Source organism: Catenulispora pinisilvae, assembly GCF_015356865.1.
GTDB lineage: Bacteria > Actinomycetota > Actinomycetes > Streptomycetales > Catenulisporaceae > Catenulispora > Catenulispora pinisilvae.
On the sequence record NZ_JAAFZA010000051.1, the window covers coordinates 22,329 to 35,771 of the forward strand.

9 protein-coding genes and 1 pseudogene are annotated in these 13,443 nt (G+C 69.8%); 9 read left to right on the top strand and 1 reads right to left on the bottom strand.

Features of this window, described 5'->3' with window-relative positions; translation table 11 throughout:
* Positions 1-6: 6 nt before the first annotated feature.
* From IZR01_RS16445 to IZR01_RS16465, 6 genes and pseudogenes are all read left to right on the top strand, one after another.
* The gene (locus IZR01_RS16445; RefSeq protein ID WP_194924359.1) at positions 7-438 is read left to right on the top strand and encodes a DUF2304 domain-containing protein; all 432 of its coding nucleotides are present in this window, start codon (positions 7-9) and stop codon (positions 436-438) included.
* On the top strand, positions 435-1,394 hold the full coding sequence (gene galE, locus IZR01_RS16450; RefSeq protein ID WP_194924360.1) for a UDP-glucose 4-epimerase GalE: 960 nt from the start codon (positions 435-437) through the stop codon (positions 1,392-1,394). Before IZR01_RS16445 ends, galE begins: the two co-directional genes overlap by 4 nt.
* 23 nt (positions 1,395-1,417) lie before the next feature.
* Positions 1,418-2,689, top strand: a complete 1,272-nt coding sequence (locus IZR01_RS16455) for an acyltransferase family protein (protein ID WP_194924361.1) — start codon at positions 1,418-1,420, stop codon at positions 2,687-2,689.
* A 322-nt stretch (positions 2,690-3,011) separates the two neighbouring features.
* Positions 3,012-4,511: pseudogene (gene wsfD / locus IZR01_RS54785) on the top strand (glycan biosynthesis hexose transferase WsfD); the annotation flags it as partial.
* 93 nt (positions 4,512-4,604) lie between these two features.
* Positions 4,605-5,357, top strand: coding sequence for a polyprenol monophosphomannose synthase (locus tag IZR01_RS54790; RefSeq protein ID WP_438939611.1), 753 nt, complete (start codon positions 4,605-4,607; stop codon positions 5,355-5,357).
* A gap of 100 nt (positions 5,358-5,457) precedes the next feature.
* Entirely contained in the window at positions 5,458-7,197 is a 1,740-nt protein-coding gene (locus IZR01_RS16465) for a hypothetical protein (protein WP_194924362.1), read from the top strand.
* Between the two features lie 167 nt (positions 7,198-7,364).
* Here the strand turns inward: IZR01_RS16465 and IZR01_RS16470 are convergent, their stop codons facing one another.
* The gene (locus IZR01_RS16470; RefSeq protein ID WP_194924363.1) at positions 7,365-8,264 is read right to left on the bottom strand and encodes a glycosyltransferase; all 900 of its coding nucleotides are present in this window, start codon (positions 8,262-8,264) and stop codon (positions 7,365-7,367) included.
* 196 nt (positions 8,265-8,460) lie between these two features.
* Here IZR01_RS16470 and IZR01_RS16475 point away from each other — a divergent pair, with 196 nt between their 5' ends.
* The 3 genes from IZR01_RS16475 (at position 8,461) to IZR01_RS16485 (ending at position 13,440) form a co-directional block, all read left to right on the top strand.
* Positions 8,461-9,876: a hypothetical protein gene (locus IZR01_RS16475; RefSeq protein WP_194924364.1), complete on the top strand. Its 1,416-nt coding sequence runs from the start codon at positions 8,461-8,463 to the stop codon at positions 9,874-9,876.
* Between the two features lie 90 nt (positions 9,877-9,966).
* Complete coding sequence (locus IZR01_RS16480) at positions 9,967-11,568, top strand: DUF2142 domain-containing protein (RefSeq protein WP_194924365.1); 1,602 nt, start codon at positions 9,967-9,969, stop codon at positions 11,566-11,568.
* Between the two features lie 111 nt (positions 11,569-11,679).
* On the top strand, positions 11,680-13,440 hold the full coding sequence (locus tag IZR01_RS16485; protein ID WP_194924366.1) for a DUF2142 domain-containing protein: 1,761 nt from the start codon (positions 11,680-11,682) through the stop codon (positions 13,438-13,440).
* Positions 13,441-13,443: the final 3 nt, after the last annotated feature.

Below are 13,443 nucleotides of genomic sequence, written 5' to 3' on the forward strand. Positions count from 1 at the left end.
GCCGTCATGGTGATCCAGATCATCCTCATCGCGACCGCGGTCGTGCTGTTCGTTTTCTTCATCCGCAGCTCACACTCGGTACGGACGCAGGCGTTCAAACGCATCGGGTTCGTCATCTTCCTGTTCCTGAGCCTGGACGCGGTGCTGCGGCCCAACGACACCACCTGGCTGGCCCACAAGGTCGGCGTCGGCCGTGGTGCCGACTTGCTGCTGTACATGCTGGTCGCGGCGTTCGCCTTCTTCGCGGTGAACACTTTCCTGCGCTTCCGTAGCCTTGAGCGCCGGTTCACCGATCTGGCCCGGGCCATCGCTCTGCGTGAGGCCCAGCTGCCGCCCGAGGTGGTGACCGCTCCGGCGCCTCAGGTGCCGGCCCAGGCTGCGGCACGCGACCAGGCGTCCGAACCGGAGTCCACGCTGTCTGGAGGATCCGCCCGATGACCTGGCTCGTGACCGGCGGTGCCGGTTACATCGGCGCGCACGTGGTGCGCGCCCTGCTCGCCGACGGCCACGACGTGGTCGTGTTCGACGACCTGTCGACCGGTTTCAAGGAGCGGGTGCCGGACGGCGTGCCGATAGTGCTGGGCACGGTCCTGGACCGGGCCGCGCTGGACCGGGCGCTGCACGACCACGGCGTCACCGGTGTGGTGCACCTGGCCGGCAAGAAGCGGGTCGGCGAGTCCGTCGCCGAACCGCTGCACTACTTCCACGAGAACGTCGAGGGCCTGCGGATACTGCTGGCCGCGATGGGCGAGCACGGCGTGCGGTCCCTGGTGTTCTCCTCCAGCGCCTCCGCCTACGGCATGCCGGACGTCGAGTTCGTCACCGAGGACACACCGTGTGAACCGGTGAGTCCCTACGGCCTGACGAAGCTGATCGGCGAGCAGCTGATCGCCGCGGTGGCCGTCGCGCAACCCCTGGCCTACGTCAACATCCGCTACTTCAACGTGGCGGGCGCGGCGAGCCCGGAGCTGGCCGACCGGGGCGCGGCCAACCTGATCCCGCTCATCTTCGAGCGCCTCGACGCCGGCCTGCCCCCACGCATCTTCGGCGACGACTACCCGACCCCGGACGGCACCGGCGTCCGCGACTACATCCACGTCGCGGACCTCGCCGAGGCCCACTCCGCCGCGGTCCGCCGACTGACCGCCGATCCGCGGACCGCGCTCACCGTCAACGCCGGCCGCGGTGTGGGCGTGTCGGTGCGCGAGATCATCCAGACGGTCGGCGACGTCGTCGGCCGACCGGACCTGACCGGAGCCGTCGAGGCCCGCCGCCCCGGCGACGTGGCCCGCTCCGTGGCCGCCTCCGACCGGATCCACACCGAGCTCGGGTGGACCGCGCACCTGGGTGTGCGGGAGATGGTGGAATCCGCCTGGGCCGGGTGGCGCCGGTGAGCGACGTGATGAAGGAGTCTGAGATGGGGGCGGCAGCAGCCGGGGGTCCGGAGCCGGGTCAGGCTCCTGAACCGGCCGCCGCCCCGAGTCCGGCCAAGAACCGTCCGCAGCGCCTTTATGCGCTGGACCTGTTGCGTTTCATAGCCGCGCTCCTGGTGGTGTCACGGCACTGGCTGGCAGTCGGCTCGGTCTATCTGGGCAACAACATCCGCGGCTTCGCTTGGGGCGTCGCCCAGCCGATCCACATAGAACCGCCCATCCTCGCGAAGATCGGGTCCTACGGCGACCTCGGTGTCCAGCTCTTCTTCCTGATCAGCGGATTCGTGATCTGCATGAGCAGCTGGGGACGCACCGTCGGCCAGTTCGCAGCCTCGCGCGTCTCGCGCTTGTACCCCGCGTACTGGTTCTCGGTCATCGCCTCGATCGCGGTACTGCTCGCCTTCCCCCGTCTCGGCATGCACAACCGGCCCGGACTGTTCCACGACGTCCTGACGAACCTGACCATGACACAGAGCTTCTACAGCACCGGCGACATCGACCCGGTGTACTGGACGCTCGCCGCGGAGCTGCGCTTCTACCTGCTCTTCGCAATCGTCGTCTTCTTCGGTGTCACCTACCGCCGCGTCATCTACTTCTGCTGGCTGTGGGTGTTCGCGGCGATGTTCACGCACATGACCAACAACGGCACCATGGACGCGTTCCTGCAGCCGCAATACGCGCCGTACTTCATCGCGGGCATCGCCTTCTTCCTGATGTGGCGGTTCGGTCCGACGATGCTGCTGTGGGCCCTGGTCGTGGTCTCGTTCCTGGTCGGCCAGTCGCAGGTGGCACCCGACCCTGCGGCGTACCCGGAGATCGGCTGGCACTATCCGCGCTGGCCGATGTTCCTGGCCCTGGTCGCCTTCTACACGCTGATGGCCTTGGTCGCGCTGCACAAACTCGACTGGATGCGGTGGAAGCCGCTGGCCACCCTCGGGGCCCTGACCTACCCGCTGTACCTGCTGCACCAGGACATCGGCTTCACGCTGATCTCTTACCTGCACGAACATCTGTCGTTCTGGCCGACACTCATCCTGGCCTTCGCGCTCGTCCTCGCGCTGTGCTACCTGGTCCAGCGGTTCATCGAGAAGCCCGGCCAGCGCTGGCTGAGCAAGGGCGTCAAGAAATCCCTGGAAGCCATGCGGCGCGCGGACGCCGAAGGCCCGCCGGCCGGACCGGGGACCGGCGGCCGTCGCAGGCTACTGATCCCGCATCAGGCGCCGACCTCCGCCCCGGCCCCGGAATCGACCCGATGAGCAGTCGGCCGCCCTACCTGACCACCGCCTGTGACCAATTCGTCACCAAGAGCGGCACGGCCTTGATCCTGTCACAGCTTGCCCAGACCAACACACTCGCCCGGGGATCCACCGGGTAATCTCTACTGTCGCGCTCGGCTCGTCACGGCCCATCGCGCGACGCGTCCAAGGCACCAGTCAGCTTCGTTTCAGCGCACGCCACAAAGAGGTTCCCGTGTCAACAGCGAGCCAGGAGAAGGGCGGCCCGGCCGAGGTCCTCACCTCGTCCGCCGCCAGTCCCCGTCGAATAGCGGCGTACCCTTTCCGGCGCCTGTTGGAACCAGTGTCGGTCGCGTTCGGCGCGGCCGTGCTGCTGTTCGCCCGGTTGATGTTCCCGGTGCCGGTCGGCGTGGCGGACAACTACGACGGCAGCCGCCTGCTGTGCCATCTGCACCTGTACACCACGGGCAACTCCGGCCAGATGCGCGCCTGGGTCAACTTCCAGTATGTGATCAAGTCGCCTTCGACTTGGAACTGCTCGAAGACGCCGTACGGAATCACGAACATCGATCTGCCGCAGCCGGCGTACAACTCCAGCCAGCTGATCCTGATGAACATCGCCCACTACGTGACCAAGGCACTGGGGCTGCGGAACAGTCTCGGGCCCACCGCGTTGGACCTGCGCGTACTCGGTGCCGTGGGCTGCGTGTTCATCGGCATCGCGATCGGCCTGCTGTTCGCCGTGATGCGCACCTCGCGCCTGTCCCGCTACCTGGTGTGCGGGGCGCTGCTGGTGATCGTCGCCGACGCCAGCTTCATCGACTTCGCCGCGTCCCCGCTCAGCGAGATCTCGGCCGTCATCGGCGTGCTCTACCTGTTGCCGGCCACCCTGCTGCTGTTCCGCCCGGGCCGCTCTCGATGGGCCGGGCTGGTCCTGACAGCCTTCGGCTTGATGTTCCTGGTCACCTCCAAGGCCCAGGACGCCCCGATGGTGGTGCTGGCGCTGGCGCTACTCGCCTTCCCGGTCACCGTGGGCCCGCTGAAGGGCCGGATCGGCAGCCGGGTGATCCCGGCTGCGCTCGCGGTGGTCCTGGCGCTGTCCGGCAGCGTGCTGACCCCCACGCAAGACACGCACTTCACCTTGCAGACCAAGGCCGACTTCCTGTTCAACGAGCTGCTGTACGTCAGCCCGAACCCGAGTGCCGACATGAAGTCCCTCGGCGTGCCCTTCTACTACAGCTCCCAAGTCGGCAAGCCCGCTTGGTGCGCGCCGTTCATGCCGAGCGTGATGGACACCGGCCAGTACGACCCAAACACCAAGGGCGACAAGTTCGTCGCCCGCGACCACGCGAACGACCCGGCTCTGCAGACCGCCTTGGGCACGGGCAACACCTGGAAGTTCATGCTGACGCACCCGGACCGCATGGTCCGCGTCGCCAACGACGTCGCGAACTCGTTCTTCTACGTGCGCCCGACGTACACCGGTCTGTGCGGTGGCGAGCACTCGGCCCAGGCCAACCCGCTGGGCAACTATGCCAACTACCCCAAGGGCGGCAATACCGTCGACAAGCGGTTCACCCCGGTGACCAGCATCCTGGGGCTGTTCCGCGGCCTGGGCCTGATCCCGTTGCTGCTGCTGTGGATCATCCCGATCTGGGTCGCGATCCGCCGCCTGGCCCGACGGCGGGACCGGGCCACCGGTGAGCGCAAGGCCTTCGCGTGGATAACCCTGATGCTGTCGGCCATCGCCTTGATGCAGTTCGGCGCGGCGGCCTACTTCGACGGGATCGACACCTCGAAGCACCTGAACCTCTCGATCTTCGCCTCAGTGCTGGCCGTGGTGACTGCTGTGGCCACCGCCCGCCTGCGCCCCGAAGCGGCCGGCGTGGGCACAGTCGGGACCGTCCCCGACCAGACCAGAAGGAGCGAAACCGACGTGGAGTCCGCCGCCAAGGCCCTGAGCGTCCTGGTGATCATCCCGACGTACAACGAGTCGGAGAACCTGGAGAAGATCGTCTCCCGCGTCCACGCCGCGAATCCGGACGTGCACGTGCTCGTCGCCGACGACAACTCCCCGGACGGCACCGGCAAGCTCGCCGACAAGCTGGCCGACAAGGACGAGCGGGTCAAGGTCATGCACCGGGCCGGCAAGGAGGGCCTGGGCAAGGCCTACCTTGCCGGCTTCGCCTGGGGCATCGAGCACGACTACGACGTCATCTGCGAGATGGACGCCGACGGCTCGCACCGGCCCGAGGACTTCCCGGCGCTGCTGAAGGCGCTGGTGGAACAGGATGCCGACCTGGTGCTGGGCTCGCGCTACGTCCCCGGCGGCAAGACCGTCGGCTGGCCCAAGCGGCGCGAGGTCCTGTCCAAGGGCGGAAACTCCTGGGTCCGGCTGGTCACCGGCATGCGGCTGGCCGACGCCACCGGCGGCTACCGGCTGTTCCGCCGCGAGACGCTGGAGAAGATAGACCTCGCCTCCGTCGCCAGCGCCGGTTACACCTTCCAGGTCGACCTGGCCTGGCGCACGGTGCGGTCCGGGCTGAAGGTGGTCGAGGTGCCGATCACCTTCGTCGAGCGCGAACTCGGGGCGTCGAAGATGAGCGGCAATATAGTGGCCGAGGCGTTGTGGCGGACCACGGTCTGGGGCACGAAGTATCGGCTCCGCCGCTTGGTCGGCAAAAAGTAGTCCCGCCCCGCGAGGCTTGTTCGACGGCGCGGGGCGGTTGCCACCTCCCCCGCGCCCGGGCCGCCGGGTCCGAACCAGACCGCTATCGAAGGAACACGCCGTGACCACTATCGCCGCGGAACCCGAGGCGGGTCCGCGCAGCGTGAGCCGGATCCGAGTGCCGAACGACCTCTGGTCCCGGGCCCTGCGCACCGCACGCTGGCCGCTGTACGAGGCGGCGGTCGCCCTGGCGGCGGCCGCGTGGATGCTGATCTCCACCAAGACCATCAAGGTCTTCGCCCCGCTGGACCGGGTCAGCCAGGTCAGCGGACTGGCCGCGCTCCAGTTCCGGTTCCTGCTCCCGGCCCTGGCCTGCGTCGTGTTCCTGTTGCTGGCCCGGCGCTCGGAGAAGTACCGGGTGCTGGCCTCGCGCACCGCCTTCGCCGCCCTGCCCGGGTTCACCTCCGGCTTCCTGGCGGCCGGCGTGACGCTCGCGCTGCGCGGGGCGAACCTGCCGCTGAACGGCACCGCGGGCGACGCCGGCGACATGGAGCGCTGGGCGATCATGCTCCAGCACGGCGAGATGACGCACCCCGGCTACCCGCCGCTGTACCCGCGCATCGTCTGGTTCGTCGCGAAGCTCAACCATGACAACGTGTTCGTCGGCCTGAAGTACACCGAGGTCCTCACCACCGCGATCCTCGGCCCGGCGGTGTACCTGGCGTGGCGCTTCGTCGTCTCCCGGCCGTGGGCGTGCGTGCTGGCCCTGGTGTACGTGCCGACGTTGGCCGAGCCGTACAAGGCCTACGAGCCGCTGGTGCTGGCCATCATCATCCCGATCGTCATCGCCTTCATGCGCTACCTCCAGACCAGCCCGAGCAAGGGCCTGATCCACCTGGCGATCGCCGGGCTGGCGTGGGGTCTGCTGGTCGGCGAGATCTTCATCCTGTTCTCCGGCCCCTTCTACTGGGCCGCCTTCGGCGTCGCCCTGGGCGCCGCGGTGCTGTTCCCCTGGCGCACCGGATGGCGTCACGGCGCCACCCTGCTGGGCACGACGGTGGTCGGATTCCTGATCCCCTCCTACCACCTCATCGACGGCCTGCTGCACGAGGCGCCGGACCCGTACTTCTTCTTCGGGACCAGCCAGGACCCCGCCTACACCTTCGTCTACCTGACCGACATGCCCGGCAACGCCATCCGGAACGGCACCTGGCCGCCGACCGGCGAGCTCGGCGGCGTCGGGGTCTTCGGTGTGCTGATCCTGATCCTGACCGGGGTCGCGATCTGGCTCGGCATGCGCCGCACTCCGGTGCTGCTCACCGCCGGCCTGCTGACCGGCGGCTGGGTGATGCGCTTCTACCTGGCCTCGCACGAGTACCGCGACCAGCTGGTCCGGTACTGGCCGCGGACCACGACCTTCTCGCTGTACTGCTTCCTGATCCTCGCGGTGTTCGCCGTGAAGCTGATCGGCGAGCGGGTGCAGGAATTCGTGGCCCAGCACCAGAAGCTGACGGCGACCGTGCGGGCGCAGACGGCGCTGGCGCAGACCACGCTGGCGGCGACGCCCGCCGACCCCGAGGCGCTGGAGGAGTCGGAGGCCGACGAGACCACGCCGAGCCCGGAGAACGCCGCCGAGCGCCCGGCAGCGGGCCGCCGCACCGTCCGCCGGCCCGTGCCGTTCCAGACCGGCATGGTCGGCCTGGCCTTCGCCCTCACGCTGTTCACCGGCATGTCCGCCTCGGCCGCGACCGACAAGATCATGCCAAAGAACGACGGTTCCGAGGGCCAGCTGGCCTGGCACGCGCACCACGACTCCCCCGCGAACCTGGTGCAGGGGGTCACGAAGGTCAACGGCAAGTAGCCGCACGCGACGGGCGCGAAGCCGAGGCCCGGTTAGCAGCGACGGAGGTCGCTGCTAACCGGGCCTTTGCGTGTCGCCTTTGCGTGTCGCCTTGGCGCCCGCCATCGCGCACCAGCCCCGGCGAAGCCCAACCACCGCGCCACCGGTCGCAGAAAAGCCGCAGCGCGCTACCGCACCCCGTGCCGCAGCATCGCCTTGGCCGCCCCGCCGTCCCGCGCCAGTGCCGCGCCGGGCAGCTGGCTCAGGGCGTTCAGGCGGGACAGCAGTCGGCGGCGGGCGGCGCGCTCGGCGGTCTTCCAGCCCAGGGCGGCCAGTTCGATCTGGATGTCCTCGAAGTACTTCCGCTCCTGCTCGAAGCGGCGGCCGCTGCGGGCGAAGGCGCTGGAGTGGCTGGTGCCGTGCCGGCGGTAGCGGAAGGCGACTTCGGTGCCGACCGCTATCTCGCCGCCGGCCATCAGGACGTCCACTATGAACGCCAGGTCGTGGGCGGCGTCGATGTCCGCGCGGTAGTGCACCTTCTGGAGATGCTCGCGGCGGTAGCAGGACGCCGGGGTGTAGAGCCAGTTACTGCGCAACAGGCTCGCCGCGCCTGTGTCGCCCTTGAGGACCACCTCGTCGTGGCCGGGGCGGGTCAGGCGCTTGATCTTGTCCGGGAGCGGGAAGTGCGGCTGGCCGTCCTCGTCGATCACCTCGACCGCGGGCTGGACCATCGCCGCGTTCGGATGCCGGCGGATGAGGTCGGCCACGGCCCGGCCGTAGTTCGGGTTCACCAGGTCGTCGGCGCCGGGCATCGCGAACCAGTCACCCCGCGCGAGCTCGATGCAACGGTAGGTGTTCGCGTTGTTACCGAGGTTCTGCTCGTTGCGCAGGTACCGGATGCGGTCGTCGCCCAGGGCCAGGACGGTGCTCTCGACGGCCGGGCCGTCCGGGAAGGCGTCCTCGACGATCGTCAGCCGCCAGTCGGTGTCTTCCAGTGCCCTGACGCTGGCGATCGTCTGGTGCAGGTATTCCGGGCTTCCGTAATAGGGGACCAGGAATTCGATCACCGCAGCGTCACGACCGGCCATGGCCCCCAACCTTCTCGACATCCTGTCCCCGACGAACCCGCCCGCCGCACACCGGCGATGACGGTCGATACAGGCGAGCCAACATGCTACCCAACCGGCGGGAAGGCCGTGCCGCCCTCACGATTCCCGCGGATCTGGCAGTATCGACGGGTCCCCCTCGCGATCCGCACCACCTGACGCCCCCGGTGATTCCCCGATGACACTGTCCGCGATACGCCGCTTCGCCAAGACGCCCTCGGCGATGATGACGGCTTCGGTGCTCCTGGTCGCGATCGGCGGCTACCTGTTCCTGATCCTGGCCGGCGACATCAAGGACAAGCCCGCGGCGGCCGCGATGGCCTCCATGTACGTGCTGGTCAACCTGATCGGCCAGGGCGTCTTCGCCGGGCTGGAGCTGGAGACCAGCCGTTCGCTGAGCCGCGCGGTCGCGGTCGGCGACGACATCGTCCCGGTGATGCGGCGGGCGGTCCGGCACACCGCCGCGCTGTTCGCCATCTGCTGCCTGTTCGTGGTGGCGGCCTCGCCGATCCTGGTGGCCGGGCCGCTGCACAAGGAGTGGGTGCTGATCCCCCCGGTGTTGATCGGGACGTTCAGCTACTCCCTGTCATACCTTGTACGCGGTCTGCTAGGCGGACAGCAGTTGTTCGCCGGCTATTCGGCGACGCTGGTGGCCGAGGGGATGTCACGCATCGTGCCGTTCCTGGCGATCGCAGTGCTCGGCATCGGGTCGGCCGTCGTCTACTGCGCGGTGTACTCGTGCGGGCTGTTCTTCTCCGCCGGGATCGGCTGGTACTTCTGGCTGCGGCCGCGGTTGGCAGCACAGCGCGCCGAAGCCAGGACGCCAGAACCCGCCGCCGCGGGCTCGCCGAGCACGCCAGGCACCCCCGAGCCGACCGTCGACGCCCACGGATCGGGGCTCCGGTCGTGGCTGTCCACCGGATTGCTGTTCCTGGTCAGCGCGGCGCTGCTGACCCAGCTGGTCGCGAACCTGCCGGCGCTCGGCGCGAGCTCGCGGCTCGGCGCCCACCCGGCCACCGCGACCGCCTTCGTCCAGGCCGCCACCCTGTCCCGGATCCCGCTGCTGTTGGTCGGGCCGGTGACGGCACTGCTGCTGCCGCGGCTGACGGCGGCCGGCGCGATCGGAGACATGCGCGCGGTGCGGACCACGGTGCGGACCGGCTCGATCGGCATGCTGGGCCTGGGCGCGCTGGCCGGGGCCGGGCTCGGGGTGATGGGCCCGTGGGTGCTCAAGAGCTTCTTCAACGCGACCGGGATCTCCGCGCTCTCGCTGGTGCTGATGGCGATCGGGACCGCGGGCCTGATGGCCGTCGGCGTCCTTCAGCCGACGCTGATCGGGCTGGGCCGGCAGCGGCACGTGCCGATCGCCTGGGCGGTCGGCGCGATCGCGATGGGCGTGGCCGTGGTGTGGCCGGGCGACCCGGTCTCGGCGGCCGTCACGGCGTCCTTGGTCGGCCCGGCCGGTGTGGTGCTGGCGATGGCGTTAGGCCTGCGGGGGCTGCGGGCCGCGGACGCTCGGTTCACACCGACCGACGGCGCCCCGTCCGACCCCGTTCTGCCGGCCGCCGAGCCGCAGGCCGCGAGCAATGTGTGACTCGTCTCACCCGATGGTGTGACGCGGCCGACGGGGCGGTATCGCGCCGAGTGGGTCGATCCGTACGATGAACGGCCCTAAACTGACGGGATGCCATCCGCCCCGTCCCGTGCCGTCCTGCGCCTGAAGCCGCGCTCGACCGGGACGAAGGCGTTCCTGTTGGCGTTCGTCGGCTTCTTCCTGCTGGGCTCGGCCTGGTCTATGGCGATGCCGTACGACGGTTCCGCGGATGAGTTCCGTCACGTCGTGCGGGCCTACGGAGTTCTGGACGGACAGATCGCCGCCCGGGCCAACGCCACCATCACGGTGCCCAAGAGCCTGGTGCCGAACGGGATCGCGGACCAGGACCCGCTATCGTGCATGCGCTGGAAGCTCAACGAGACCGCCGCCTGCGTGTCCGCCCCGGCGCCCGGCGACGAGCACAGCATGGTGGTCACCACCAGCGGCGCGGCCAACTACAACCCGATCTATTACGCGGTCACCGGCTGGCCGATCAAATTCTTCCCGAACTACTCCGGGGTGATCGCCGCCCGGCTGCTGACCTGTCTGCTGACCAGCGCGCTGCTCGGCGGCGCGGTGGCGGTCGCGGTCCGGCTGGCGCGCGGCCGCGGACCGCTGGTGCTCGGCGGGGTGCTGCTGGCCATGACCCCGGTCGCGGTGAACCTGACCGGTGCGGTGAACCCGGCCGGGCCGGAGATCGCGGCCGCGGTCGCGGTGTGGACCTCGCTGATCGCGGTCCTGCTGGCCCGCGACGACTCCAAGTGGACGCTCGCGCTGTTCGGCGTTTCCGCCGGCACCCTGGCGGTGCTGCGGGAGCTGGGCATCGGCTGGCTGCTGGCGGCGTTGGTGGTGATCGCGTTCGGGGCGAGCAGGGACCGGCTGCGTGAGCTGGCCCGAAGGCGCTCGGTGCTGCTCTGGGCAACCGTGGTGGTGATCGCGGCGGTGGTCGGCGCGGCCTGGATAATGCTGTCCACGCAGGGTGGTATCCCGGCCTCCGGGCAGCAGACCAACGCGATCCCGCAGGGTGTGAAGCTGGTCATAAAGGAGCTGACGCACCGGGTTCCGATGTACACCAACGGCCTGGTCGGGCTGACGTCGTTCGGCGACGTTGCCATCCCGCTGCCGCTGACCCTGGCCTGGTTCGCCGCGGTCGGGGCGCTGCTGATCACGGCCGCGCGCCGGGGCGGCGGGCGGGCGCTGCTGCAACTGGCCGCGATCGTGGCCGGCGGGTACCTGTTCCTGGTCGCCGCCGACTTGCAGGCCGCGGCCGGCGGCTGGTGGTTCTCGCAGGGCCGCTACGCGCTCCCGCTGCTGGTCGGCGCGCCGATCCTGGCCGGGTTCGTGATCGGCGAGCGGGGCCTGGTGTCGGTCGGCCGGCAGGCCCGGGTGATGCGCTGGGCGGCGTGGATCCTGATCCCGACCCAGGGCGTGGCACTGTGGATCACGATGATCCGGTTCCAGCACGCCTTCGACAGCCTGCACCCGAACCTGGTCTTCCTGTTCGGCCGGACCTCGTCGGTGAACCCGTTCTCCGGCAAGTGGACGCCCCCCGGTTCCGGGGTTCCAGCGGTGCTGCTCGGGATCGCCGGAATCGTGGTGTTGCTCACCCTCGTACTGCGGGCGGCACGCTCCAGGCCGATATCGGACATCGAAACGGTCACAATCCGTGAACGGTACATAAGGATTTCCTAAGCTCCGACGTCCGTTCGCTGAACGGATGGCTAGCATGGATGGACGCCCAAGGCCAGCGGGGGAGCGGCCGGTTTCGTTGCGGGGCGGAACACGGACGAAGGAGTACGACGGATGCGGCATTGGTTGGTTGCGGGCCTGGCGCCCGGCACCTGGACCCCGCGTCGCGTTTGGCTCACCGCGTTCCTGGCGTTCTTCATCCTCTCCGCGGCGTGGGCCCTGGCCTCCCCCCTGACCTCGGTGCCGGACGAGCCCTGGCACATGGTCAAGGCCGCGGCCACGGTCCGGGGCCAACTGCACGGCACCCCGATCACGGTCATCACCCACAACGGCACCGTCACCAACCACGTGCCGATGACCGGCTACCGCCTGCCGACCGCGTATTCGTTCCTGACCAACCTGCACGAGTGCTACTTCAACAACGCCCACGTGCCCGCCTCCTGCGCCCGCAGCCTGTCCGCGCTGCCCGGCACCGCCCTGGCCGGCAGCACCGCCGGGTCCAACAACCCGGTCTACTACCTGGCCGTCGGCTGGCCGAGCCTGCTCTCGCACGGCCCGCTGGGTATGTACGGCATGCGCATGGTCTCCGCCGCGCTGAGCGCCGCGATGCTGGCCAGCGCCATGGTCACGGCCTTCCAGTGGAGCCGCAAGCGCCGCTACCCGATGGCCGCCGTCCTGGCCGCCGCCACCCCGATGGTGCTGTTCCTCAACGGCTCGGTGAACCCGAACTCCCTGGAGGCCACCTCCGCCATCCTGCTGTGGACCGCCGTCCTGAGCCTGCTGACGGACCCGCAGCCGGAACTGGTCCCGCGGCTGCTCGCCCGGGCCGGCATCGCGACCATGGCGCTGCTGTGCGTGCGCCAGCTCGGCCCGGCCTGGGCCGTGGTCATCGTCGTCTGCGCGGCCCTGGCCGCCCAGAGCGGCGCCCTGCGCGACGTGATCCGCCGCCCCGCGGTCTGGCTCTGGACCGGCGCGGTCGGCGTGGTGGCGCTCGGCTCCATCGCCTGGACCGCCAAGTTCAACGTCCTGGGCACCGGCGGCGCCACCACCCACCCGAGCCTGACGTTCGCGGTCGCGGCCAAGCACACCTTCGGCCAGAGCGTCGTCTACCTCCGGCAGATGGTGGGCTACTTCGGCTGGCTGGACGTGCAGCCCCCGTTCCACCTGGCCGAGCTCTGGTTCGTGCCGGTACTGGCGCTGATGGCGGCGGCGGCGCTGGTCGGCAAGCGGCGCGACGTGGCGGCCCTGGCCCTGCTCGCCTTCTCGGTGATCGCCATCCCGGTCCTGGCCCAGGGCAGGCAGGCCGCCAGCCTCGGGTACATCTGGCAGGGGCGGTACCTGCTCGCGGTCGCCGCGGGGCTGCCGCTGCTGGCGGCGGCGATACTGGCCAAGCGCGAGGCGCGGGGCGATCGGCTCAAGCGCGCGGTGCCGCGGCTGCCGGTGGCGGTGACGGGCGTGACGCTGGTGCTCGGGTTGCTGATGTTCTACACGACGCTGCGGCGGTACGCGGCCGGGTCGAGTGGGTCGCTGGTGTTGTGGGGCACGGCCTGGACACCGCCGGGGACGATTGTCGGGGTGGTGGTGCTGTACTTGGTGGGAGCGGGGCTGGCCGCTTTGGTGGTGCTGAAGAGTTGGGCGCCTTATCCGGGGGCGGGCGTCGGTGGAGGCGATGGGGTCGCCGAGGGCGCGCCGACTGCGGGCGATGCGGCTGCTAGCGCGACGGTGGCGATGGTGGCGGCGCAGGCGTTGCACGATCGCGCGGCTGTTGTGGGTGAAGGTGCCAACGGATCGGCTGGACCGGCTTCGGTCGTCGGCGAGGAGACCAGCGACGAGGACCGTGGGGCGGCGGCGGTTGCTTCCGGGACGCCGTTGTAACAG

What these genes read in the sequence shown, in the direction of transcription:
- galE (WP_194924360.1), top strand. Translation starts at nt 435, where the DNA reads ATGACCTGGCTCGTGACCGGCGGTGCCGGTTACATCGGCGCGCACGTG.
- IZR01_RS16475 (WP_194924364.1), top strand. Translation starts at nt 8,461, where the DNA reads ATGACACTGTCCGCGATACGCCGCTTCGCCAAGACGCCCTCGGCGATG.
- IZR01_RS16485 (WP_194924366.1), top strand. Translation starts at nt 11,680, where the DNA reads ATGCGGCATTGGTTGGTTGCGGGCCTGGCGCCCGGCACCTGGACCCCG.
- IZR01_RS16455 (WP_194924361.1), top strand. Translation starts at nt 1,418, where the DNA reads ATGGGGGCGGCAGCAGCCGGGGGTCCGGAGCCGGGTCAGGCTCCTGAA.
- IZR01_RS16480 (WP_194924365.1), top strand. Translation starts at nt 9,967, where the DNA reads ATGCCATCCGCCCCGTCCCGTGCCGTCCTGCGCCTGAAGCCGCGCTCG.
- IZR01_RS16470 (WP_194924363.1), bottom strand. Translation starts at nt 8,264, where the DNA reads ATGGCCGGTCGTGACGCTGCGGTGATCGAATTCCTGGTCCCCTATTAC.
- IZR01_RS16445 (WP_194924359.1), top strand. Translation starts at nt 7, where the DNA reads ATGGTGATCCAGATCATCCTCATCGCGACCGCGGTCGTGCTGTTCGTT.